The sequence below is a fragment of the Amycolatopsis sp. cg5 genome (genome assembly GCF_041346955.1).
Taxonomy (GTDB): domain Bacteria; phylum Actinomycetota; class Actinomycetes; order Mycobacteriales; family Pseudonocardiaceae; genus Amycolatopsis.
On record NZ_CP166849.1, the window covers coordinates 4253347 to 4277590 of the forward strand.

Annotated in this window: 15 protein-coding genes; 4 read left to right on the plus strand and 11 right to left on the minus strand. The window is 70.5% G+C overall.

Going from position 1 to position 24244, the window contains the following annotated elements; all coding sequences use genetic code 11:
* Nucleotides 1–46: 46 nt before the first annotated feature.
* The 8 genes from AB5J62_RS19140 to AB5J62_RS19175 all read right to left on the minus strand — a co-directional run bounded on the left by AB5J62_RS19140 (nucleotide 47) and on the right by AB5J62_RS19175 (nucleotide 14443).
* Nucleotides 47–1060 (minus strand): methyltransferase, encoded by a 1014-nt coding sequence (locus AB5J62_RS19140; RefSeq protein ID WP_370949587.1) that lies wholly within the window; start codon nucleotides 1058–1060, stop codon nucleotides 47–49.
* Nucleotides 1057–3960, minus strand: coding sequence for a type I polyketide synthase (locus tag AB5J62_RS19145; RefSeq protein ID WP_370949588.1), 2904 nt, complete (start codon nucleotides 3958–3960; stop codon nucleotides 1057–1059). The genes AB5J62_RS19140 and AB5J62_RS19145 overlap by 4 nt, the downstream gene beginning before the upstream one ends.
* Nucleotides 3953–7156: an amino acid adenylation domain-containing protein gene (locus AB5J62_RS19150; RefSeq protein ID WP_370949589.1), complete on the minus strand. Its 3204-nt coding sequence runs from the start codon at nucleotides 7154–7156 to the stop codon at nucleotides 3953–3955. Before AB5J62_RS19150 ends, AB5J62_RS19145 begins: the two co-directional genes overlap by 8 nt.
* Nucleotides 7153–8895 (minus strand): ABC transporter ATP-binding protein, encoded by a 1743-nt coding sequence (locus AB5J62_RS19155; RefSeq protein WP_370949590.1) that lies wholly within the window; start codon nucleotides 8893–8895, stop codon nucleotides 7153–7155. The genes AB5J62_RS19150 and AB5J62_RS19155 overlap by 4 nt, the downstream gene beginning before the upstream one ends.
* Nucleotides 8892–10613, minus strand: a complete 1722-nt coding sequence (locus AB5J62_RS19160) for an ABC transporter ATP-binding protein (protein ID WP_370949591.1) — start codon at nucleotides 10611–10613, stop codon at nucleotides 8892–8894. Before AB5J62_RS19160 ends, AB5J62_RS19155 begins: the two co-directional genes overlap by 4 nt.
* A 1031-nt stretch (nucleotides 10614–11644) precedes the next feature.
* Nucleotides 11645–11986, minus strand: coding sequence for a TfoX/Sxy family protein (locus tag AB5J62_RS19165; protein WP_370949593.1), 342 nt, complete (start codon nucleotides 11984–11986; stop codon nucleotides 11645–11647).
* 40 nt (nucleotides 11987–12026) lie between these two features.
* A complete protein-coding gene (locus tag AB5J62_RS19170) occupies nucleotides 12027–14240 on the minus strand; it encodes a heavy metal translocating P-type ATPase (protein ID WP_370949594.1) in 2214 nt (737 codons plus the stop codon).
* Nucleotides 14237–14443 (minus strand): heavy-metal-associated domain-containing protein, encoded by a 207-nt coding sequence (locus AB5J62_RS19175; RefSeq protein ID WP_370949595.1) that lies wholly within the window; start codon nucleotides 14441–14443, stop codon nucleotides 14237–14239. The genes AB5J62_RS19170 and AB5J62_RS19175 overlap by 4 nt, the downstream gene beginning before the upstream one ends.
* 122 nt (nucleotides 14444–14565) lie before the next feature.
* Here AB5J62_RS19175 and AB5J62_RS19180 point away from each other — a divergent pair, with 122 nt between their 5' ends.
* The gene (locus AB5J62_RS19180) at nucleotides 14566–15117 is read left to right on the plus strand and encodes a sigma-70 family RNA polymerase sigma factor (RefSeq protein WP_370949596.1); all 552 of its coding nucleotides are present in this window, start codon (nucleotides 14566–14568) and stop codon (nucleotides 15115–15117) included.
* Between the two features lie 44 nt (nucleotides 15118–15161).
* Nucleotides 15162–15899, plus strand: a complete 738-nt coding sequence (locus AB5J62_RS19185; RefSeq protein ID WP_370949598.1) for a zf-HC2 domain-containing protein — start codon at nucleotides 15162–15164, stop codon at nucleotides 15897–15899.
* A 277-nt stretch (nucleotides 15900–16176) separates the two neighbouring features.
* Here AB5J62_RS19185 and AB5J62_RS19190 read toward each other — a convergent pair whose 3' ends face one another.
* Nucleotides 16177–19131: a BTAD domain-containing putative transcriptional regulator gene (locus AB5J62_RS19190; RefSeq protein WP_370949599.1), complete on the minus strand. Its 2955-nt coding sequence runs from the start codon at nucleotides 19129–19131 to the stop codon at nucleotides 16177–16179.
* A 203-nt stretch (nucleotides 19132–19334) separates the two neighbouring features.
* Here AB5J62_RS19190 and AB5J62_RS19195 point away from each other — a divergent pair, with 203 nt between their 5' ends.
* Nucleotides 19335–20156 (plus strand): BTAD domain-containing putative transcriptional regulator, encoded by an 822-nt coding sequence (locus AB5J62_RS19195; RefSeq protein WP_370949601.1) that lies wholly within the window; start codon nucleotides 19335–19337, stop codon nucleotides 20154–20156.
* On the opposite strand, the gene AB5J62_RS19200 is transcribed toward AB5J62_RS19195, so the two are convergent.
* Together AB5J62_RS19200 and AB5J62_RS19205 are read right to left on the minus strand one after the other, a co-directional pair.
* Nucleotides 20140–20643 (minus strand): flavin reductase family protein, encoded by a 504-nt coding sequence (locus AB5J62_RS19200; protein WP_370949602.1) that lies wholly within the window; start codon nucleotides 20641–20643, stop codon nucleotides 20140–20142. The two genes, AB5J62_RS19195 and AB5J62_RS19200, sit on opposite strands and share 17 nt — an antisense overlap.
* 6 nt (nucleotides 20644–20649) lie before the next feature.
* Nucleotides 20650–22737, minus strand: a complete 2088-nt coding sequence (locus tag AB5J62_RS19205; RefSeq protein WP_370949603.1) for a tetratricopeptide repeat protein — start codon at nucleotides 22735–22737, stop codon at nucleotides 20650–20652.
* Between the two features lie 251 nt (nucleotides 22738–22988).
* Between AB5J62_RS19205 and AB5J62_RS19210 the strand changes: the two genes are divergently transcribed.
* Nucleotides 22989–24224 carry an IS110 family transposase gene (locus tag AB5J62_RS19210; protein ID WP_370949604.1) on the plus strand — a complete coding sequence of 412 codons (1236 nt, stop codon included), beginning with the start codon at nucleotides 22989–22991 and terminating at the stop codon, nucleotides 24222–24224.
* Nucleotides 24225–24244 lie beyond the last annotated feature (20 nt).

The window sequence follows — 24244 nt, forward strand, 5'->3', positions numbered from 1 at the left end:
GATAAAGCGGGCTTTACTCCCCGGAGTAAAGCCCGCTTTATCGCGGTCAGGGGAGGCGGGCCTGGAGCACCGACTCCGAGTCGGGGACGTTGTGGAACCCGGCCGCGGTGAGGCCTGCCTCGGCGAAGAGGGGGTCGTGGTCCTCGACGGTGCGGGCGTTGGACTGCAGGAGCACGTACATGAACAGGCCGAGCGCGGGCAGGTAGTGGGTGCGATCGGCGGCCGTCGGCATGTGGCCGACGATCAGCAGGCGCGCCGCCGGGGTGAGGGCCGCGCGGACGTTGGACAGGATCTTGACGCAGTCCGCGTCGTTCCAGTTGCCGATGACGCGCGACAGGACGTAGACGTCGCCGCCCTCGGGGACGCCGTCGAAGAAGCTGCCCGCGCGGATCTCGACGCGGTCCGCGACGCCCGCGGCTTCGAGCACGGCGGGTGCTTCGGCGACCGCGTGGGGCAGGTCGACCAGGGTGCCGCGCAGGTGCGGATGCTTCGACAGCAACGCCGCCAGCATCGAACCGTTGCCGCCGCCCAGGTCGACCACGTGGCCGACCGTGCTGAAGTCGAACGAGGCGTCCACTGTGGACGCCGAGGTCGACTGGGCCATCGCGCCGTGGAACTCGGCGGCGAAGGCGGGGTTGTCGAACATGTAGTCGAAGAGCGGCTTGCCGTGCGGGACCGCGAAGGCGGGCTCGCCGGTGCGGGCGGTGTGCGCGGCGTGCGCCCAGGTGAGCTGGAACTCCGGGCGGCCGACCACACGGCACATCTCGCGCATGCTGCTCGGCGCGTCGCTGCGCAGGACGCGGCCGGCGTCGGTCAGCGCGAACCGGTGGCCCGGCTCCTCGGTGAACAGGTCCGCCGCCACACCCGCGCGCAGGAACTGCAGCAGCGCACCGGGTTCGGCGCCGACCGCCGTGGCGAGTTCGCCGACCGCCAGCGGCGTGTCGCCGAAGTGGTCGGGTACGCCGAGGTCGGCGAGCACCGAGACGGCGCTCGCCAGCCAGGCCGCCGACATGATCTCCTGCACCCGGACCACGCCCGCGTCCGACCTGGTTCCCGTCATGCTTGACCTCCCGATTCGATGGCGGCGGCGAATCCCGCCACAGTGAGCCGCCGGTTGAGAAACAGCTGCCGCACCGACAGCTGGACCCCGGTCCGTTCCCGGAGCAGGGTGACGACCTGGAGCAGCAGCAGCGAATGCCCGCCCAGGTCGAAGAAATTGTCGTCGGCGCCGATCGTGTCGACGCCCAGTTCGGCGCGCCAGATCGCCGTCACCAGCGCCACGGTGTCGCCTGGTTCGTCCACAACGGACGGTTCCTCGGCCGCCGCGTGCACGGGCGCGTTGGGCGGGTCGATCCAGAACCGCCGCCGCTCGAAGCAGTACCCGGGCAGCGAGATCCGGCGCCCGCCGGGTTCGGTGAACTCCACGGGAACGCCGTGACTCCACAGCTTGCCGAACGCGCCGTGCAGGAACTCGGTGTCGTCGTGCTCGGCGAACCGGTGACGCATCGCGTTGACCGTGTCCGCGTCGAGCTGGCCACGCGCGAGCTTCGCCAGGCCGCCGTCCGGGCCGACCTCCAGCAGCACCGGATCGCCCGCCGTGAGCCGCGCCAGCCCGTCGGCGAACCGCACGGTCTCGCGCGTGTGCCGGACCCAGTAGGCCGGATCCGTGGCCTCGGCGTCGGTGAGCCAGTCACCGGTCACGTTGGAGACCAGCGGGATCGTCGGCGCGGACAGCTTGACGTCGCGCAACGCGTCGCCCAGTTCGCCGAGCACCGGGTCGAGCAGCGCGGAGTGCGCGGCGCCGGGAATGCGCAGCCGGTGCCGTTCCACGCCATCGGCGTACAGCCGGTCTTCGAGCCCGATGATGTCCTCGGTCGGCCCCGACACCACGCACATGCCCGGCGCGTTCACCGCGGTCAGTGACATCCGCTCGGTCAGGTACTTCGCGGCCAGCGCCTCGGCGTCGAACCGGACGCTCAACGTCGTCCCGCCGACACCGGAGAGCAGCCGTTCCCGCTCACACACGAACACCAGCACGTCCTCGAGCGTGAACACCCCGGCCAGGCACGCGGCCGCGTACTCGCCGAGGCTGTGGCCGAGCAGCCCGGACGGCTTGAGTCCACGCGCCAGCAGCACTCGCCCGAGCGCGTACTCCGTCGCGACCACCGCGGGGAATGTGCCCGAGCGGCGGACGCCCTCGCCGTCGAGCCGGACCGTGCCGTCGGCCGGCTCGTCCGCGTCGGAGAACAGCACCTCGCGCAGGTCGTACCCGAGCACCGGCTCGACGATCGCGGCCGCGTCGTCGATGATCTCGCGATACAGCGGATCCTCGCGGTAGAGGTCACGCCCCATCCGGTCGTACTGCGCGCCGCCGCCGGGAAACAGGAACGCGACCGCACGGTCATCCACAGTGGACCTGGCGACGTCGCAGCCGTGCGACAGCAATGCGTCCGCGAGCTCCGCGGCGTCACGACCAGCCGCGGAAGCGCGGAAAGGCAAGGGCGCCAACCGGTTCTCCAGCGTGTGTGCCACATCAGCGATCGCAACATCGGGGTGGTCACGCAGATGTTCACCGAGCCGCTGCCCGAACTCGCGCGCCGAGTCCGCCGAAGCCGCTGTCCAGCGCAGCACGTGCCAGCCGGTCGCCGGATCCACAATGGACCGCCCGGGTGCCTCTTCGACGATCACGTGCGCGTTCGTCCCGCCGATGCCGAACGAGCTGACGCCCGCGGTCAGCGGCCCGGCCGCGTCCGTCCACGGAGTCGGCTCGGTGAGCACCTCGAACGTGCCCGCGAAGTCGATCGCCGGGTTGGGCTCGCCGAGGTTGAGGCTCGCCGGGAGCACACGGTTTTCCAGCGCCAGCACGGTTTTGATCAATCCGGCGATCCCGGCGGCCGAGTCGAGATGGCCGATGTTCGTCTTCACCGACCCGAGCCCGCATGGCCCGGTCCGCGCCGGGCCTCGGCCGAACGCCTCGGTCAGCGCGGACACCTCGATCGGGTCGCCCATGAGCGTCCCGGTGCCGTGGGCTTCGACGTAGCTGATCCGGTTCGGGCTGATCCCGGCCAGTTCCTGCGCGGTGACGATCACCTCGACCTGCCCTTGCGGGCTCGGCGCGGTGAAGCCGACCTTCCGCTTGCCGTCGTTGTTGATCGCGCTGCCGCGGATCACCGCGCGGATGTGGTCGCCGTCGGCCAGTGCCTCGTCCAGCCGTTTCAGCACGACGAGCCCGGCGCCGTTGCCCGCCGACATTCCCTGCGCCCCGGCGGAAAAAGCCCGGACCCGGCCGTCCGGTGAGTACGGTCCATCTTGGACATACCGGTAGCCGCGGCGAAGTGACGGGTTGATCGCGACGCCACCGGCCAGCGCCAGATCGGCGGTGAAGTCGAGCAGGTCACGGCAGGCCAGGTGCACGGCGACCAGCGAGGTCGAGCAGGCCGTCTGCACCGACACACTCGGCCCGCGCAGATTGAGGTGATACGAAAGCCGGGTCGGCAGCGCGCTGGCCGAGTTGGCGGTGTGCGCGGCCATGGTCCGCACCGAATGCGGCTCGGCGGCCAGCCTCGGATACAGGTTCTCCAGGAAGTACCGGCTGTCGTTGGCGCCCGCGTAGACGCCGATCGCGCCGTCGTAGCGGCTCGGCTGGTACCCGGCGTCTTCGAGCGCGTGCCAGCCGAGTTCCAGGAAGACCCGGTGCTGCGGGTCGAGCAGCTCGGCCTCGCCGGGGGAGTAGCCGAAGAACTCCGCGTCGAACCGGTCCATCTCCGGGATCGCCGACTCCACCCTGACCAGGTCGGGGTCGGTCAGCCCGGCTGGGTCGCCACCGGCGGCGAGATAGTCCGCCTGGCTGACCGGGCGGACGGATTCCTTGCCCGCCATCAGGTTCGCCCAGAACTCGCGGTGATCACGGGCGTCGGGGAACCGGCAAGCCAGCCCGATGATCGCGATGCCGTCATCCATCCGAACGCCCCCGTCTGTTCCGTCTGGCCCGCCGCTCGCGCGCGGCCTCGGCGATCCGGTCCACTTCGGACCCGGTGTCCCCCGAGAGGCTGGCCGCGAGCGTGGCCACGGTCGTGTGCTTGTAGAGATCGACGATCGGCACCCGCGCGCCGAGCCGCTCGGCCAGCAGCGACTGGACCCTGACGAGCAGCAGCGAGTGGCCGCCGAGGTCGAAGAAGTTCGCGTTCGCGGTGATCCGGCTGTCCGGCAGGACTTCGGTCCAGATGCCCGCGACCTGCCGCTCGGCGTCACCGGTCGGGGCGACGTCGTGCTCGGCGGGTTCGTCGGTCACCGCCGCGAATACGGCCTTCTCGTCGATCTTTCCGGTCTTCATCAGCGGCACGGTGTCCACCACGCAGCCGACCGACGGCACCAGATAGTCCGGTAACCGCGAGCGCAGCCAGGCACGCAGTGCCGCCCACGCCGGAGTGCGGCCCTCGGCCGGGACGCAGCAGGCGACGAGCCGGTCCGGCGCGTTCTCCCTCGGCTGCGCCAGCACGACCGCGCGGGCGAGGTCGGGATGCCCGGCGAGCACGGCCTCGACCTCGCCGAGTTCGATCCGGAACCCGCGGATCTTCACCTGCCGGTCACCACGGCCGAGATACTGCAGCTCACCTGTGGGCAGCCAGCGCACGAGGTCACCGGTCCGGTACATCAGCGCACCCGGCGGGCCGAACGGATCGGCCACGAACCGGGTCGACGTCAGGCCAGGCCGGTCCCGATAGCCCCGTGCGAGCCCGGCGCCGCCGAGGTACATCTCGCCGACACGGCCAGGCCAGACCGGGCGGAGCCGGTCGTCGAGCACGTACGCGCTCTTGTTGACGTCCGGGATGCCGATGGGCACCGGGCCGTCGCCCCATTCGGTGCGGCAGAGCCAGAACGTCGAGTTGACCGTGCACTCGGTCGGGCCGTAGGCGTTGACCATCTTGTGCGTCAGTGGCCAGGTCCGCGAGAGCCGCTCGGGGATGCGTTCGGCGCCGATCAGCAGCGTCACGTCCGGCGAGATCGCGCCGAGCGGGACGGTCGAGAGCACCGACGGCGGCAGCGTCACCGTGGTCAGCTTCTCCTCGGCGATGAACCGGATCAGCCCGTCACCGATCTTCTCCGGCGTCGGCACCACCACGAGCGTCCCGCCGCTGAGGAAGCTCACGCCCATCTCGACGATCACCACGTCGAAGCTGGGGGAGGCGTACTGCGAGACCCGGGTGCCTGGCCCGGTCGTGAACACCTTGCGCAGCGTCTCGACCAGGTCCGCGAGCCCGGTGTGCGGGATCACGACGCCCTTCGGCGTGCCGGTCGAGCCGGAGGTGTAGATCAGGTAGGCCGCGTCGGCCAGGCGCAGCGGCCGGATCCGGTCCGCGTCGGTCGGCGCGTGCTCCGGCTGCCCGGAAACGTCGAGCTCGTCCAGCGAGCCGATCGTGTGGACGGGATCGGCGTCGGCGAGCATCGCGGCGACCCGGTCGGCCGGGTAGTCCGGGTCCACCGGGACGAACGCGGCGCCTGCCTTGACGACCGCCAGCATCGCGATGATGACGTCGATCGACCTCGGCAAGGCGATCGCGACCGTCTCACCTGGACCGGCGCCCAGCCCGATCAGGGCGTGCGCCAGCCGGTTCGACTCGACGTCCAGCTCGGTGTAGGTCAGGTCGACCAGCGCGCCGCCGCCCGAACGCTTGCCGCGCAACGCGATCGCGGACGGGTTCTCCCAGACCTGCTCGCGAAACAGCTCGGGGAAGGTGGCCGGGCGAACGTCGACACGGGTGTCGTTCCAGCCGGTGAGCACACGCTCTCTGTCCACTTCGGACAGCAGTTCGACGTCGTCTATCCGGCTGGCCGTCGCCCGCAGTACGGCTTCGAACTGCCAGAGCAGCCGGTCGACGGTCTCGGTGTCGTAGAGGTCCTCGCGGTAGGTGGCGACCAGGTCCATGCCGTCCGCGCGGGGCACGGTCTCGACCGAGAGGTCGAACATCGCGGTCCCGTTCCAGACCGGCAGTTCCGCGATGTCCAGCCCGGGTAGGGAAACACCGTCGTCGGCGGCCGCGCGGGTCGAGAACATGACGTCGAACAGCGGCGAACGGTTCTGCGCACGCTGCGGCGCCAGGCGTTCCACGAGCACGTCGAACGGGATGTCCTGGTGGGTGTACGCGCCGAGGCAGGTCTCGCGCACCCGCCCGAGCAGGTCACCGAAGCCGGGATTGCCGCTCAGGTCGGTCCGCAACGCGAGCGTGTTGCCGAAGTAGCCGATCAGCTGGTCGAGTTCGGTGCCGCTGCGATGGGTCGACGGGGTGCCGACCACGACGTCCGTCTGCCCGGTGTGCCGGTACAGCACCACTTTGAACGCCGCGAGCAGCGCCATGAATCGCGTCGCCCTGCTGTTCTTGGCCAGCTCGTCGATGCTCGCGACCAGCTCCGCCGGAAGCTTGCGCGTGACCCGCGCGCCCACCGGCGAGGGCGTGACGGGCCGGGGCCGGTCCGGAGGGATGGTCGTGGGCGGAGCGAGGGGAGTGAGCTGGTCGCGCCAGTACTCCCACTGCTCCTCGGACACCGACTTCCTTTGCCACACGGCATAGTCGGCGTAGCGAACCGGCAGCTCGGCGGCCGTGACACCGTTCATGCCCGCGGTGACGTCGGCGAACAGCAGCGGCCAGGTCCGGTCGTCGACGGCGATGTGATGCGCCACGAGTATCAGCGCGTGGTCGGTCTCGCTGAGCCTGAACAGCTTGAGCCGCAACGGAATGTCGACGCTGAGATCGAACGTCTCGTTGCCGAAGGCCTCGGCTCGCGCGGCGATCTCCGCTTCCGTGATCTCTTCGAACGGCAGGTCGACCTCGGGGCTCGGCAGCACGACCTGGACCGGCTCCCCGGCACCCGCGCGATAGACCGTCCGCAGGATCTCGTGCCGCCGCACGGCATGCCGGAACCCGGCCGCCAGCGCGGCGGGGTCCAGCTCACCGGTCAGCCGGAAGCCGACGCAGAGGTTGTACGCCGTGCTCTCCGGCCACAGGGTCTGGTGGAACCAGATGCGTTGCTGGCCGGACGAAAGCGGCGCCTCGGCCGCCCCGGTGCGCGCGATCGTGACGGTCGCCGAGTCCGTCATGCCACGCTCGGCGAGTTTGCGGCGCAGCAGCAGCTGTCTGGCGCGTTCCCGGTCGCTCATGCCCGCTCCGTTCCGGCGAGCTGCCAGGCGCTCGCTTTGGCTCGCTGCCGCCAGAACCCGGCGTACCGGCCGTCGGCGGCGATCAGTTCCGCGTGGCTGCCGGACTCGGCGATCCGGCCGGTCTCGTCGAGGACGACGATCCGGTCGGCGGCGACCACGGTCTCCAGCCGGTGGGCGATGACGAGCATGGTCCGGCCGCCGGACAACGTGGTCAGCGCCTGGCCGACCGCGCGCTCGGTCTCCGGGTCCAGCGACGCGGTCGCCTCGTCGAGCAGGACGATCGGCGCGTCCTTGAGCAGCGCGCGGGCGAGCGAGACACGTTGCCGCTCGCCGCCGGACAACGCGGTCCCGCCTTCGCCGACCTCGCTCTGCCAGCCGTCGGGGAGCCGCGCGGCAACCGAGTCGAGCCCGGCGGTGCTGGCCGCGGCCAGCACCTCTTCGTCGGTCGCTCCCGGCCTGCCCGCGCGAATGTTCTCGAGGATGTTCGTGTCGAACAGGTAGACGTCCTGGAACACCAGCGCGAGCCTGGCCATCAAGTCCTCTGTGGACTGTTCACGCAGGTCGACGCCGCCGATGGTGATCGAGCCCGCGTCGACGTCGAAGAACCGGGCGAGCAGCCGGGTGACGGTCGTCTTGCCGGACCCGGACGGCCCGACGAGCGCGGTCATCGTCCCGGCGGGCACCTCGAAGTCGAGTCCATTGAGGACCGGCTTGTCCTGCCCCGGGTAGGTGAACCGGACGTCGGAGACCGTGATCCCGTTGTGCTTTGGCGTTTTCGGCTCGGCGGGTTCGGGCAGCGGCGGGGTGGGCAGCAGCTCGTCCATCCGGTCCAGGCTGCTGCCCGCCATGCGCAGCACGGCGCCGAGTTCGGCGATCTCGGTGACCGGCTCGGCGAACCGCACGACCAGCACCAGCACGGCCACCAGCTCGGCGAGGTCGACTCCGCCGCCGAGCGCCAGGTTCACCGCGAGCACGATGGCGACCGCGACCGTGAGCTGGACGATCGCCGCGAAGGCGTACTTGCCGGGCGCCATCACCCGCACCTGCTTGCGGGCGACCCGGTCCTGGGCCTTCAGCGCGTCGTCGAGGATCGCACGGCCGATGCCGCCGCCGTGAGCCCGCAGCGTCGGCTGCGCGGTCGCGAACTCGACGACCCGCGCGTTGGCCTCGGTGACCGCGTTGTCGAACGCCTCGTCCGCGCGCCCGACCGCGTCCGCCGACCAGCGGCGGACGAAGTACAGCACCGGAACGGCCACGACCAGCGCCACGGCGAGCCGCCAGTCGAAGAACAGCATCGCCGCGATCACGGTCAGCGGCGTCACGATCGCGGCGACCAGCGGCTGCAGGTGATGCGCGAACAGCCCGGTGACCTCGCGGACGCCGTTGCCCGCCAGCCGGGTCAGCCTGCCGACCTGGTCACCGGAGAACCAGCCGACCGGCAGCGTCGCCACGTGGTCGCCGATCCGGTGATACAGCCGGTTCCCGACCGCCTGGCCGACCCGGAAGCCGCGCATGGCCTGCACGTAGAACGCGATCAGCGTCGCGACCACGACGACGGCCAGCGTGGCCGTCCACGTCCAGACCCCGGACGTGTCGTTGCCGAGCAGCGCGCGCAACAACGGCACCAGCAGGACGAAACCGGCGCCTTGCAGCACCGCGTACGCGACCAAGGTGCCGAGGAAGGCGTTGATCGCCGGGCGGTGGCCGTCGCCGACCACCCTGATCAGGCGGCGGATCATCGGGCGGCCTCCGTGATGCCGGGGCGGTGGGCGTGCCACAGCCGGGTGTAGTGCCCGTCGAGCGCGAGCAGTTCGTCGTGGGTGCCCTGTTCGGTGAGCCTGCCGTCGTCGAGCACGAGGATCCGGTCGGCACCGGTGATCGTGGCCAGCCGATGTGCGATGACCAGCACGGTGCGGCCCGCGACCAGCTCGGAGAGCGCTTCCTGGATCGAGGCCTCCGACTCGGGGTCGGCGAACGCGGTGGCCTCGTCGAGCAGCAGCACCGGAGCGTCGGCCAGAATCGCGCGGGCGATGGCGACCCGTTGCGCCTCGCCGCCGGACAGATGCGCGTCCTCACCGATCACCGAGTCGTAACCCCTGGGCAGCAACGAGATCCGATCGTCCACTTTGGCCCGTGCGGCCGCGGCCTTGACCTCGTCGAGCGTCGCGTCCGGCCGGGCGAGCCGGATGTTCTCGGCGACGCTGGTCCGCAACAGGTGCACGTCCTGCAGAACGAAACCGAGGTGGCGGTACAGGTCCGCGGGCGGGATGTCGCGCAGGTCCGCGCCGCCGAGCCGGATCGTGCCGGTGGTGACATCGTGGAACCGGGCGATCAAAGCGGCCACAGTGGACTTGCCGGAACCCGACGGCCCGACCAGCGCCGTCACCGTGCCGGCCGGCAGGCGCACCGACAGGTCCTTGAGCACCGGATTGCCTTCGGTGTAGGCGAAACTCACGTCGTCGAACTCGATCGCGCCGTCTTCCGGGATGTCCGGCCGCTCCGGCTTGGCGAGCACCGGAGCGGTGCGCAGTTCTTCGATCGACGCGGCCGCCGCGGTCGCGGCACGGAAGTTCTGCGCGAAGAAGGCCAGATTGGTGACCGGCGCCGTCATCCCGAGACCGAGCAACACGAACGGCAGCACGTCGACCGGCGCGATCCAGCCCTGACCGGCGAAGACCGCCCCGGGTACGACCACGATCAGCAGGACCAGCGTGGGGGAGACGATCGCGGACGCGACCGCGTCGATCCGCAGAATCGGCCCGACCGCCTTCCCGAACCGCGCGGTGTAGTCATCGGCCGCCTCGGCGAACCGGTCATGCGCACGCCGCGCCCGCCCGAAGGTCTTGACCACCGCGATGCCACGCACGAACTCGATGATCGCCGCGTTGATCCGGCCCATCGCCGCGCCGAGATCACCCATCGCACGTCCCGCGATGCGCATCTTCCGTCGGTGCGCGAGGTAGTAGAGGATCGCGGGCACCAGCGTCAGCAGCGCGAGCCGCCAGTCCACGGTCACCAGGTAGGCGAACGCGGTGAGCGGCGTGACGACGGCACCGGTCAGATCGAGCAGCGCGTGCCCGACGAGGAAGTGCACCGCCTCGACGTCGTCCTGCAGCACCTTCTTGACCTGGCCGCTGTTGTTCTCGGTGAACCAGCCCAGCGGCACCCGCGCGAGCCGATCGACCAGATCGTGCCGAATGGACAGTTGCAACGCCGCGTCCGCCGAGTGGGCGAGCCCGGACGCAGCCGTCGCGGCCAGGAACCGGACCACGACGGCAGCCACGGCCGTCCAGGCGTGCCGCCAGACCTGCCCGGAATCCGGCGTCCCGGCCAGTAAGACGCGGGCGATCTCGTAAATGGCCACGAACGGCACCACGGTCGCTATCGCCGCGACGGCTCGCAGCACCAGCGCACCTGCCAGTTGACGCCGTACCGGCGCCAACGTCCTCCCAAGCATGGATTTTCCCCCGGCTCACTCGCTGAAACCCAACGCCACCTTAGACTAGCCTAAGCTAACTATGGTTAGCCTAAGCTGAATATCACTGGGGAGCATAGCGGTCACCGTGAGTGCCCGTACTGGGCTGGAGAAAAGCCGAGGAACCCCATGTCAGGCGCCGATTCTGTCGGCCTTGTCTCGCGAGCGACGCGCTACGTCGCCCGCGTGCGCGCGCCATGACGATTGCCGAGTTCGGTGTCAGACGGCAGCCCGCCCGACGTGGTCGTGAGTGGTACGGCCGGTTCTAACCGGCGAAAACACTCACGACCCCTTCCTCGGCTGCCTTCGTCCGTGTCGGTGGCGTGTCCGGCGTGGGTGAGGGAGGCCCTGACTCGGATCCGTGGGGTGAGGGCCTAGTTCGGCCGTATATGCGGGTGAGGGAGGCCCTGACTCGCTTGGCTCGGGTGAGGGAGGCCCTGACCCACGCCGGTTTGTATGAAGGCTCCCCTCATACAGGGTGAGCTGTATGAAGGGAGCCCTCATCCACGGATCTGTATGAAGGCTCCCCTCATACAGATCCGGCTGTATGAGGGGAGCCTTCATACACGCCCGGCTTGATGAGGGGAGCCTTCATACACTCGCTGAGCCAGGCCACCCACCTCATGCCAGCGCGATCGCCGAGAAGGGGGCGTTCGAGGCAGGTGAGTGCGGTTCGCGGCGTTGAACGACGCAAACCGCACTCACCCAGGCAGTAGGCCCAGGTATGAGGGGAGCCTTCATCCACGGTCGGCGCGGTGAGGGCCTCCCTCACCCGAGCTGAATGGGTGGGGGCCTCCCTTACCCGTATATGCGGTCGAACTAGGCCCTCACGCCACGGATCCGAGTGAAGTAGGCCCTCATCCACGCCGGACCACGACCCTGCCGCGGACGAGACAGCCCGAAGGGGTCGTGAGTGTTTTCGCCGGTTAGAACCGGCCGTACCACTCACGACCCACGTCGAGCCGACGATCACGCCACCTTTGCGTTTCCCCTCAAATAACCGGCGAAAACACTCACGACTTCTTGCGTTTGGCGGGCAGAGAGCGCGCGTAGCGGACGCCGCGTTCGACCCAGGCGGCGAGTTCGTCGTCGCTGTCGATGGCCGCGGGCGCGACGCGGAGCCAGCCCGTCATCTCGCGGCCGCCCATGACCATGTAGTCGACCTGCTCGCCGAGCAGCGCGGCGGCGTCGTCGGGATCGACCCTCGCCAGCAGCCCGCCCTTGCCGCTGGCCGCGACGGACATGTTGCCGTTCACCAGGAAGGCGAGCCCGCCGAACATGCGCTGTTCCGCCAAGTCCGGTTCGGTGGCGACAAGTTCCCTGATCCGGTCGGCGAGCTCCTCGTCGTAAGCCATCGCCAGATCATTCACCACTTTGGACGCGGCGGCGAGTGCCTTAGCCCGTCGTCGCGCGGAACTTGGCCAGTCGCAGGCTGTTGGACACGACCAGGCAGCTCGACAACGCCATGGTGGCGCCGGCGATCATCGGGTTGAGCAGCCCGGCGGCGGCCAGCGGCAGCGCCGCGACGTTGTAGGCGAGTGCCCAGAACAGGTTGAGTTTGATGGTCGCCAAGGTCCGGCGGGCGAGGCGGATCGCGTCGACCGCGGCGAGCAGGTCGCCGCGGACCAGGGTGAGGTCGGCGGCCTCGATCGCGGCGTCGGCGCCGGTGCCCATGGACAGGCCGAGATCGGCGGCCGCCAAGGCCGCGGCGTCGTTGACGCCGTCGCCGATCATGGCCACGACCCGGCCCTGTGCCTTGAGGTCTTCGATGACGTGGACCTTCTGCTCGGGCGAGACGTCGGCGAGCACGTCGGTGATCCCCGACTCGCGGGCGATCGACCTGGCGACCGATTCGTTGTCGCCGGTGAGGAGGATCGGCCGCAAACCCAGTCCCCGCAACAAATGCACCGCGTCGGCCGAGGTCGACTTGATCGTGTCGGCGAGTACCAGCACGGCGTGGGCGTTGCCGTTCCAGGCGAGCGCGACCGTCGTGTGGCCGGTGCGGCGAGCGTGGTGTTCGGCCACCTTCAGCGTGAGCGGCAGCCGGATTCCCAGCTGCCGCAACCATTCCGGCTTGCCCGCGACGACGTCGTGGCCGTCGACGATGCCGCGAACTCCGGCGCCGGCGACGTTTTCGAAGCCGGACACGGGTGGAAAGTCGCCGACGCGGCGGGCGGCGGCGTCGGCGATCGCGGCGGCGACCGGGTGGGCGGACGCGTGTTCGAGCGCGCCCGCGAGCCGCAGCACCTGGCCGGTGGGGGTGCCGGTGGTGGTGTGCAACCGAAGGAGGCTCATCCGGCCGCTGGTCACCGTGCCGGTCTTGTCGAGCACGACGGTGTCCACCCGGCGCGTCGACTCGAGCACTTCCGGGCCCTTCACCAGGATGCCGAGCTGAGCGCCTCGGCCGGTGCCGACGAGCAGCGCGGTCGGCGTCGCCAGACCCAGCGCGCACGGGCAGGCGATGATCAGCACCGCGACGGCCGCGGTGAACGCGAACTCGGCGTCGACGCCGATGACCAGCCAGAACAGGAGCGTGGCCGCCGAAAGGCCGAGCACAACCGGCACGAACACAGCCGACACACGGTCGGCGAGCCGTTGCACGGCCGCCTTGCCGTCCTGCGCGCGTTCGACCATCGCCGCGATCCTCGCCAGCCGGGTGTCCGCGCCGACCCGGCTCGCGCGCACCACCAGCCGTCCGCTGAGGCTGACGCAGCCGCCGGTCACCGCCGCGCCCGCCGCCACCTCCACCGGCACCGACTCGCCGGTCACCATGCGCAGGTCGACCGCGGAGGCGCCGTCCTCGACGAAACCGTCGGTGGCGATCCGCTCGCCGGGCCGGACGACGAACCGGTCACCGACGCGCAGCCGCTCGATCGGCACGCGCTCCTCGCCGTGCTCGGTGAGCAGCGAGACGGACTTCGCGCCCAGGTCCAGCAGCGCGCGGACGGCGGCGCCGGCGCGTCGGCGTGACCGGCTCTCGAAGAACCGGCCGGTCAGGATGAACAGGGTGACCCCGGCGGCGACCTCCAGGTAGATGCCGCCGCCGGACCCGTGCGAGGTGAGCGAGAAGTCATGCCGGACTCCGAGCGCGCCCGCGCCGCCGACCAGCAGCGCGTACAGCGACCAGCCGAACGCGGCGGTGACGCCGATCGACACCAGCGTGTCCATCGTCGCGCCGCCATGGCGCAGGTTGGTGACCGCGGCGCGGTGCAACGGCCACGCGCCCCAGGTCACCACCGGCGTCGTGAGCGCGAGCGAAAGCCATTGCCAGCCTGCGAACTGCGCGGGCGGCACCATGGCGAGCACGAGCACCGGGAACGTCAGCACCGCGCAACCGACGAGCCTGACCAGCGGCAGGTCGGCCGTCGGGGGAGCGGCCCGCTCGGGCAGCCTGGCCGTGTAGCCGCTCGCCTCGACCGCGCCGACCACGTCCTCGACCGGCAGTCCCGGCGGCAGCAGCACGCTGGCCTTCGCCGTGGCGTAGTTGACCGTCGCCTGGACGCCGTCGAGCTTGTTGAGCTTGCGTTCGACCCTGGCCGCGCACGACCCGCAGGTCATCCCGCCGATCGTGAGCTCGACCCGCGTGCGGTGATCGAGCCCCGCGCTCATCGGACGAGCTGGTAACCGGCCGTGCGGACGGCTTGTTCGAGCTGATCGAAGTCCAGCGCGTTGTCACTGGAGACCTGCACGCGTCCGCTGCCGAGGTCGACCTCGACGGTCTGCACGCCGGGCAGTTCGCCGACCTCCTCACGCACCGAGGACACGCAGTGCCCGCACGTCATGCCCGACACCGCGAACGTCGTCTCAGTCATGTCATCCCGCTTTCGTAGGTTGGTGAAGCGGGTAGGAAGTCGGCGGTGCCCGCGAAATGGTTCCCGGGTATTCCGGACAATCCGATTTGAACCGCTCACGGCGGCGCGACGTACCCAGAAGAGTGAAGCGTTCACGGAACACCGATGACGAGGTCACCCGCTGGGCCCGCGCCGCCGCCCGCGGCAGCAAGCCCGATCTGGATCGTTTCCTCCGCGCGACGCAGCCCGACGTATGGCGATTCGTCGCGCACCTGAGCGACATCCAGTCAGCGGACGACCTGACGCAGGAAACCTATCTCCGCGCGCTGAAAAGCCTTCCCAGATTCGAAGGACGCTCGATGGCCCGCACCTGGCTGCTCTCGATCGCGCGCCGCGTCGCCGCCGATCACCTCCGCACCGCCCGCCGCCGCCCGCGCCTGGTTCCCGAAACCGGCGTGCCGATGGCGGGCCGTGCCCGCTTCGAGGATCTCGTCGTGCTCAACGACTTGATCAAGGCACTCGACCCCGACCGTCAGGAAGCCTTTGTCCTGACACAAGAACTCGGTCTGTCCTATGCGGAAGCGGCTGGCGTCTGCGGTTGCCCGGTCGGCACGATCCGCTCACGGGTCGCCCGCGCCCGCGCCGACCTGCTCACCGCCATGGCCGATCCGGCAGCCTCGGCGACCCCGGCGTAGGGGGGCCCTGGAACTTCCAACACCGCAGGGACGACTATGTCCTTGTGAGTTGCGAGATCTTCCGTGAAGCGCTGTCGGCCAGGCTCGATTCGGAGCAGGGCCCGCTGCCCGACGACCAGGTCGACCGGCATCTGGCGACCTGCCAGGCCTGCCGCGCCTGGTTCGAGCAGAGCAGCCTGCTGCGCCGGTCGATGCTGCTGCGCGCCGCGCCCGAAGTCCCGGACCTCACCGCGGTGATCCTCGAGAACTCCCCGCCGCCGTCGCGGGAGAAGTGGGGTCTGCGCGTCGCGCTCGGCCTGGTCGGCCTTGTCCAATGTGGTCTCGCGTTCGCCCAGCTGCTCGGCGTGGAGACCGGCACGCACACCGGCCATGGCGCCGCGGACGCCGGTCACCTGCTCAACGAAGGCGCGGCCTGGAACCTCGCGATCGGCATCGGCCTGCTCTGGGCGGCAGTGCGCACCCGCGCCGCGGCGGGCCAGCTGCCGATCATCACCGGGTTCGTGCTGGTGCTCAGCGCGGTGTCGGCGAGCGACCTGATCAACGGCCAGGTCACCGCGGGTCGTTTGGTGACGCACGTGTTCCTGGTCGCAGGCCTGATCCTGCTGTTCGCGGTCTACCGGCAGCACCGCACGCGCACCCAGCCGGGCCCACTCGTCGGCGACGCCCTCGGCACCGACGAGCAGACGAACCTCACCGTCGAAGGTTCGCTGGCGATCGCGCCCGCGGAGGACAGCCCGGACAGGCGTGACCGCCGCCGTTCGACCGGCCGCCACGTCGCCTAGCAGCGTCGACGTGGGGGTCGTGAGTGATGCGGCCGGGTAACTATTCAGGACCCCCCTGGTTGGAGTAGTCACGTCTCCTACCAGGGGGTTTCCGAAGCAAAATGCGCTTCAGTGAAGCGCCTTGCGCCCGATTTGCCTGTTTCACAAGATCGAATAGGCCGCCTTTTGTGGTCTGGACCATTTTTCCCACGTCGCTGACCTGCATATACGTCGAGCTGGGGGTACCTGAATAGTTACGCGGCCGGTTCTAACCGGTCTGAACACTCACGACCCTTGGTCAGAGGAGCGCGGTGAGTTCGGCTTTGGCGACGCCGGCGGCGGTCAGGCCCAGTTCGGTGTAGATCTCGATCGCGTGGTCGTAGTGGCTGCGCGCGGTGGCGAAGTCGGTGTCGGCGCAGGCGACGCGGGCGAGGCCGTGATAGGCGCGCGCGATCTGTTCGTGGCAGCCGGTGCGCGTGGCGACGGCGAGTGCTTCGGTGTGGTTCGCGCGGGCCGTCGCCACGTAGCCGCAGGCGTGACAGGCCTCGCCCAATCCGTTGAGCGCCCAGGATTCGCCGTCGTGGCCGCTGTGCCCGCGGAACAGGTCGAGCGCGCGCCGGTGATGGGTGGTCGCGTCGACCGGGTGACCGCCGGTCGCCTCGGCCCTGCCGAGCCCGTCGATCGCCCACGCCTCGCTGTCCTTGTGGCCGAGCTGGCTGAACAGGTCGGCGGCCTCGCTGTGGAGCCTGCGGGCTTCGGTCGTCCGGCGTTGCCGCGTGGCCAGTTCACCGAGGCCGACCTTCACCCAGGCTTCGCCGAAGCGGTGACCGGCACGCTTGTGCAAGTCCATGGCGCGCAACAGGTGCCGGTGGCCCGCGGTGTCGCGGCCGATCCTGGCTTCGATCGTGCCGAGCCTGGTGAGCAGGTGTGCCTGGCCGGTCGTGTCGCCGAGCTTGGCGAACATGGCCAGCGTCCGGGTGTAGTAACCGGCCGCCTGCCGGTAGCGGCCCGCGCTTTCCGCGAGCATGCCGACGTTGCCCAGCGCCCTCGCCTGACCGAGCAGGTCGCCGGTCTCGGTGAACAGGGCGTGCGCCGCCCACATGTCCGTGTCGGCGGTTCCGGAGCGGCCCGCCTGCATGTGCACGCCGCCGAGCGCGATGAGCGCGGCGGCTTCGGCGGTGCGGTCGCCCATCACACGCGCGGCTTCTTTGGCGTGTCCATGAATGGCCAGTGCTGCCGTTTCGTGGTGCCCGTCGAGGTAGCGGAACAGCAGCGCGGACAGCTTCACGGCGTGCTCCGGCATGCCGTTGGCCACCGCGTGCGCGGCCAGCGACTGGACATTGGGTGACTCGGCGTCGAGCCAATCCCGTGCGGCGCCCGCGTCGGCGAAGGCGGGCAGCGCGGCATCGGGCGCGCTGACCGGCGGGCGCCGGTGGGCCTCGGCGGGGTAAAGCCGATCCATCGCCGCGGCGACGGTGGCGAGGTAGTAGTCGTAGACCCCGCTCAGCGCGGCGGGCAAGGCCAGATCGTCACCGATCTCCGCGGCGTACGCCTTGAGCAGCTCGTGCATGCCGTACCGGTGGGTGCCGGACGGCTGGACGAGGTTCGCGCGGGCCAGCGCGCCGAGCCGGTTTTGGGCCTGGTCGAGCACCCCGCCGCTCAGCGCTGCCAGCACGTGCGCGTCGAACAGGGGCGCCGGATGATGGCCGAGCAGCGCGAACGCGTGAATGGTTTCCGCGTCCAGCTGCCGTAACGACCACGAGAACACCGCGCGCACAGCGGCCCGCTGATCGCCGCCGCCACTGAGCAGATCGAGAGTGCTTTGCGCCGCACGGAGTTCGCCGACCAGCCGGGACAGCGGCGAGCACGGCCGGGAACCGGCGAGTTCGGCCGCCAGGCGCAAGGTCAACGGCAGGCGGACGCACCGCTGCGCCAGCTCGGCGGCCGCTTCGGGCTCGGCGTCGACCCTGGGACCGATCAGCCGTCGCAACAGCTCGGTCGCGTCCGCGGCGGGCAGCTGGTCGACGGTGACCCGGCGCGCGCCGTGCAGCGCGACGAGCCCGGCGAGGGAGTCGCGGCTGGTCACCACCACGACACACGTCGGCGTGCCGGGCAGCAGCGGGCGGACCTGTTCCGCGCTCGCCGCGTTGTCCAGCACGACGAGCAGCCGCTTGCCCGCGACCTCGGTACGGAAGCGGGCCGCGCGTTCGACCGGCATGAGCGGGATCGGCGCGCCCTCGGGCAGCAGCGCGTCCAGGAACGTGGCCAGCGCGTCGGTCGACGGCATCGGCTCGCCGGGACCATAACCACGCAGGTCGAGATAGAGCTGCCCGTCCGGAAACCGGCCGCGTGCCCGGTGACCCCAATGCACGGCCGTCGCCGTCTTGCCGGCCCCGGCCGTGCCGGTCAGGCAGACGAGCCCCGGTTCCGCCTTCGTCAGCCGGTCCAGCTCGGCGAGTTCCTCCACGCGGCCCGCGAACGCGGCGACGTCGGCGGGCAGTTGCGCGGGAACGGGGGAGGCGGCGACGCCGAGACGCGGCAGATCGTGGCGCAGCACGGCTTCGTGCACGGCCGCGAGTTCCGGGCCGGGGTTCGCGCCGAGTTCTTCGCGCAGCACCCGGCGAATCCGTTCATAGTGGGCGAGCGCGTCGGCGCCGCGGTTCGCCGCGTACAGCGCGCGCATCAACGCCGCGGCCGCCGTTTCCTGCAACGGGTATTCGTCGGTGAGCGCGGTGAGCCGCGCGATCGTAGACGCCGCGTCGCCCGCGGCGAGCTTGGCGGCGGCCCAGGCGACGACCGCGGCCGCGTGTTCCTGCCGCAGCGCGCGGCGGGTGCGGTCCGCCCAGTCACCGCGCAGGCCCGCCAGCGGTTCGCCGTGCCAGAGTCCGAGCGCGGCCTCCAGCTCGGCGGCGTCGGCCGGGTGCTCGCGGAGCGCGCGGCGGAAGCGGAAGACGTCGATCTGGTCCGGCCGGACGACGAGCCGGTAGCCGCCGGGGTCCCGCGCCACGTGCGCGTCGCCGTGATCGGCCTGTTCGAGTGCGCGGCGGATCCGGGTGACGTGTGCCTGCAGCGACCGGCGTGCCTGCTTGGGCGGCGCCTCACCCCAGACCCGGTCGATGAGCATGTCGTCGCCGACGGTGTGGCCCGCTTCGAGCAGCAGCACCGCGAGCACGGCTTGGCGGCGTGGCTCGACGATCGGGACGGTCCGCCCATCCGCGTACAGCCTGACCGGACCCAAGACCCGGAAGTCCACGTCGTACCCCCTGCCGGCAAGCGCTCCCCATCCCATTGTGCCGACGGGAAGCATGGTAGAGCCGACATTTGGTCCGCCACAACACAATCACAACATTTCCCACTGCTCCGTCCGGTCAGGATCGGCGGCATGGCAAGGAAAAGAAAACCTCAAGCATCGGTATCCGGTCGCTCGTCAACCGAATGTCGCCGGCGGTGACCACGATGGAGCACTCCGTCGACCGCGCGCGATTCCGGTTGCTGGGTCCACTCGAAATCATCCGGGACGGTCACGACCGCACGCCAGGCCCGTTCCGGCAACGGGTGCTGCTCGCGATCTTGTTGCTCAACGCCAACAAACTGGTGACGACCGACGCGATCATCGACCAGATGTGGGGAGCGCGGCCGCCGCGTTCGGCGCAGGCCGCCGTCCAGATGTACGTCTGCGGGATACGCCGATCGCTGGCAGGCGACCGTGGCGATCCACGCACGCACTCGGTGCTCAAGACCGGCTCGGCCGGATATCTGGTGGCGGCCGAACCAGACCAGCTCGACGTCGTCCGGTTTCGCGCGCATCTGGCGCGGGGCCGCGAATTGCTGGGCGCGGGCGGCTGCGAGCGCGCCGCGGCCGAGTTCCGGATGGCGCTGTCGTTGTGGCGTGGCCGGGTGCTGGCCGATCTCGCCAGGTGGCCCGAGTACGACCGGTACGCGCGCTACCTCGAGGAGGAACGGCTGTCGGCGCTGGAAAGCCGGATCGACGTCGACCTCGTGCACGGCTCCGGCGCCGGCCTGATCGCCGAACTCGAGCAGCTGTGCGCGAGCCATCCCTATTGCGAGGGCTTCCATCGACGGCTCATGGCCGCTTACTGCCGGTCCGGGCGCCGGGCCGAGGCGCTCGCGGTGTTCTCGCGCGCTCAGCGCGTGCTCCGCGACGAGGTCGGCATCGAGCCCGGCCCGGCACTGCGCGCCGCGCAGCGGACCATTCTCCGGGGCCACGACGAGAACGCCGCACTATGCCGGCATGTCACGGCTACGCGGGATCGCTGAGCCGCCAGTCGAACCGGCGGCGGTAGTACGTGAGCGGGCGGCCGGGCGCGATGTCGCCGTCGCTGATCCCGGCGACGATGATCGCGTGGTCCCCTTCGTGGATCACCCGCCGCACGGCGCAGCACAGGTAGACCGGCACGTCCGCCAAGCGCGGGGTGCCGCGGTGCCAGTGCCACCGCAGCCCGGCGAACTTGTCGCCGCCCCGCCCGGCGAACGTGCGCGCGACCGGCTCGTGCTCGATCCCGAGCAGATGCACGCCGAACCGGCCTCGGTCGGTCACCGCGGCGTAGGACCTGGCCGACCGTGCGATCGAGAGCAGCAGCGACGGCGGTTCGGCGCTGTAGGAACAGATCGACGAGACCAGCAGGCCGCACGGCCGCCCGTCCGCGCCTCGGGCGGTGACGACCGCGAGCCCGGTCACCAGGCGGCTCATCGCTTCGGTGAACAACTCGGCGACCGAGGAATCCAGTGTCGGCTGGAGTGACATGGCGGCCTACACCCCGACCCGCAGGCAGGACGCCAGCCGATCGCGCGCGTCCTCGTCCTCGGTCACCGCCAGCATCGCCCGGTAGTCGGCGATCGCCTCGGCCAGCCTGCCGGACTCCTGGTGGATGACCGCGCGGTTGTAGCGGAAGGCGGGTTCGTCGGCGAGTGCGACGGCACGGTCGAGATCGGCGAGCGCGTCCCCGGTGCGGCCCGCCCCGTACGCGAGACCGGCACGCAGCGCCCACGCCTCGGCGAGGTCGGGATCGGCCTCCAACGCCGCGCTGAGCACCTCGGTCGCCGCACGCGCGTCACCCTGCTCGGCGAGCAGACTTCCCTTGAGGCACAACAGATGCGGGTTGCCCGGGGCCAGTTCGAGACCGGCGGTGACGTCGTCCCAGGCGCCGGCAAGGTCGTCGCGGTCGCGCAGCATGCCCGCCCGGTTGATGCGGGCGTCCACGTGCGCCGGATCGAGTTCGATGACGTAGCCGAAGTCGGCCAGCGCCTGGTCGTCGTCGCCCAGCTCACGGCGGGTGTCGGCCAGGTTGTAGTAGCACTCGGGGAACGGCGGGTCGAGGCTGAGCGCGTGCTCGTAGGCTCGCAGCGCCTCGCCGTGACGGCCGAGCTTGCTCAGCAGGTTGCCCACGTTGAAGTGGTGCTCCGCGAACTCCGGGTCGGCCTCGATGACCATGCGATAGTCGGCCAGAGCCTCTTCCAGCCGTCCCATCATCACCAGCACCTGGCCCCGGTTGTAGCGCAGCACGCTGCGGTGCAACGCTTGCTCGTCCGGGCCGAGATCCCGTTCCAGCTCCGCCATGCCGTCTTCGAGCAGGCGCAACGCCTCGGCGGGACGCTGCTGCCGCACCTCGATCAGCGCGAGGCCGTTGCGGCTGAACACGGACTGGAACACCCGCTTCTTGGGTTCCTCCAGCAGGGTCGCGATCGCGATCGTCTGGTTGATCCACGCGCGCGCCTTGTCGAAGTCGCGCTGGCCTTCGGGGTAGTGGCGCGCGTAGAGCATGGCGAGCGTGTAGGAGACGTTCATGTGCACACTGGGGTCGCTGGTCGCCGCCCGCGCCTCGTGCAGGATCGCCTCGGACTCGGCCGCGCGGCCCAGCGAGGCCATCGACACCGCGGCCTCTTCGCCGAAGCGCCACCACAGTTCCGGGTCGCTGTCCTTGCCGACCAACGCGCGGCCACGCACCGCGAGGTCGGCGGAGGCGTGGTACAGGCCGATGTTGCGGCAGTGCTCCATCGCGAGCCGCACCGCGCGCACCCCCATGCCGCGCGGGTCGGTGCCGTGCTCGGCGTGATACGGAATCGCGCCGAGCCGCAGGGAGAACTCGTCACGCTCGGCGAGTTCCCGCGCCCTGTCGTCGTGCAGCACGGCCCGTCGCTGTGGCGGCAACCGCAGGTACGCCTCGCGCAGTCGTGGATCATCACTCACCCCGTCACCGTCCACATAGGTCTTCGCGAGCGCGGCGACGTCTCCGTCGGCGACAGGCTGATCGAGTGCGGGCGCTTCGACGCGGCACGCGTTGGCGGTCAGGGACGCGTGCAGCGACACGGCGGTCTCGCCAGGCGGGTCCGGCACCGGGCCGGTACCGGTGCCGACGACGAGCGTCAGCAATGGGAGGTCGCGCCGCCGCAGCAGCACCGCCAGCAGTTCCTGGTCACTGGGGTCGGCCAGGTGCGCGTTGTCCACGATCAGCGCGCGCGGGCCGCCGAGCGCGGCCAGGTAGTCGCGGAGGATCTCGGCGAACCCGTTCGCCACGTTGACCGTGTGCAGCCGCGAGAAGTAGCGGGTGCGTTCACCCTCGCCGACTGTCCACTCCAGACCCGCCCACGCGGTCGGGATCGTGTCGATCAGCTCGGGAGCGGCCGAGAGCAGCTCGGTGTTGTGCCGCTGCCCCAGCTCGGGCAGCCGGGCGAGCAGGTCCCCGGCGATCCGGCGGACCAGCGTGCCCGCGGCGGTGTACGGCCCGCGCAGCCTGCGGTGCGCGTCGATCGTGGCCAGCGCCGGGGGAAGCTCGATCCGGGCGACGGCCAGTTCGCGGTCTCGGCGGGTCGCCCCGGCGACCCAATGGTGCCTGCGCATCTGCGAGGTCCTAATCAGTTCTGGGAGTGGGCTATCCGGCACACTCCTGGTGGTAGCCGGTCGGCGGGTGAGCACTCGGATGTCCTGGACGCTTGAGTCCTGATGAAAGACAGTGCCCCTGCCGGTGGGCCGGGAGAGTTGATCGCTGATGGGATGTCGTGCCCCGCGTGTTCGTGGTGGGAAGCACTGTTTGATTAGGTCGCTGAGGTTCTCCCGCTGGCTGCTGTAGGTGATCGAGATCGGGAGGACTTTTGCGGCTTTTCGTGGGAGATGACTGGGCTGAGGACCACCACGATGTGGAGGTGATGGACGCCGCCGGCCGTCGGCTGGGCAGAGCCAGGCTGCCGGAGGGTGTGGCGGGGATGGCCCGGCTGCATACGATGATCGGCGAGCTGATCGGTGAGCTGATCGGTGACGACGCCGACGAAGCCGAGGTGCTGGTCGGGATCGAGACCGACCGGGGTCCGTGGGTGCGGGCGCTGGTCGCCGCCGGCTACACGGTGCTGGCGGTGAATCCGTTGCAGGCGGCCAGGTTCCGCGACCGGCTGGGTGTCTCGGGTGCCAAGAGCGATGCCGGTGACGCGCATGTGCTGGCCGACATGGCCCGCACCCACGCCCACGAGCTGCGGCCGGTCGCCGGTGACAGCGCCCAGATCGAGGCGGTGAAGGTGGTTGCCCGCACCCACAAGACGTTGATCTGGGAACGCACCCGCCACACGCAGCGGCTGCGGCACGCGCTGCGGGACTATTTCCCCGCCGCGCTGGCCGCCTTCGATGACCTCGACGCCGCCGACACCCTGGAACTGCTGGGCAAGGCCCCGACCCCGGCCCAGGCAGCCCGGCTGACGATCGCTCAGATCAGCGCCGCGTTGAAACGGGCGCGTCGCAAGAACATCGCGGAGAAAGCAGCCGCGGTCCAGGCCGCGCTGCGCGCCGAGCACCTGGGCCAGCCCGAAGTGGTGGCGGCCGCTTACGCCGCCTCGGTTCAGGCGCTGATCGCGGTCCTGAACGTCCTCGACACCCAGGTCAAAGCCCTGCAAAGGCAGGTCGATGCCTATTTTGGGCAGCACCCGGCCGCTGAGATCATCCTGTCCCAGCCTGGTCTGGGGTCGGTTCTCGGCGCCCGGGTGCTCGCGGAGTTCGGCGACGACCCCGACCGCTACGCCACCGCCAAAGCCCGCAAGAACTACGCCGGGACCTCCCCGATCACCCGAGCGTCGGGCAAGAAGAAAGTCGCGCTGGCCCGGTTCATCCACAACGATCGGCTCATTGACGCGTTGCTGACCCAGGCGTTCAGCGCGCTGCGCTTCTCGCCCGGGGCACGCACCTACTACGACACGCAACGCGCCCGCGGCAGCGGCCACAACGCCGCCCTGCGCCAGCTCGCCAACCGACTCGTCGGCATCCTCCACGGATGCCTCAAAACCGGCACCCTCTACAACGAGACAACCGCCTGGTCGCACCACATCACCTCCACCGCGGCTTGACATCTACGGACCTGGGATGT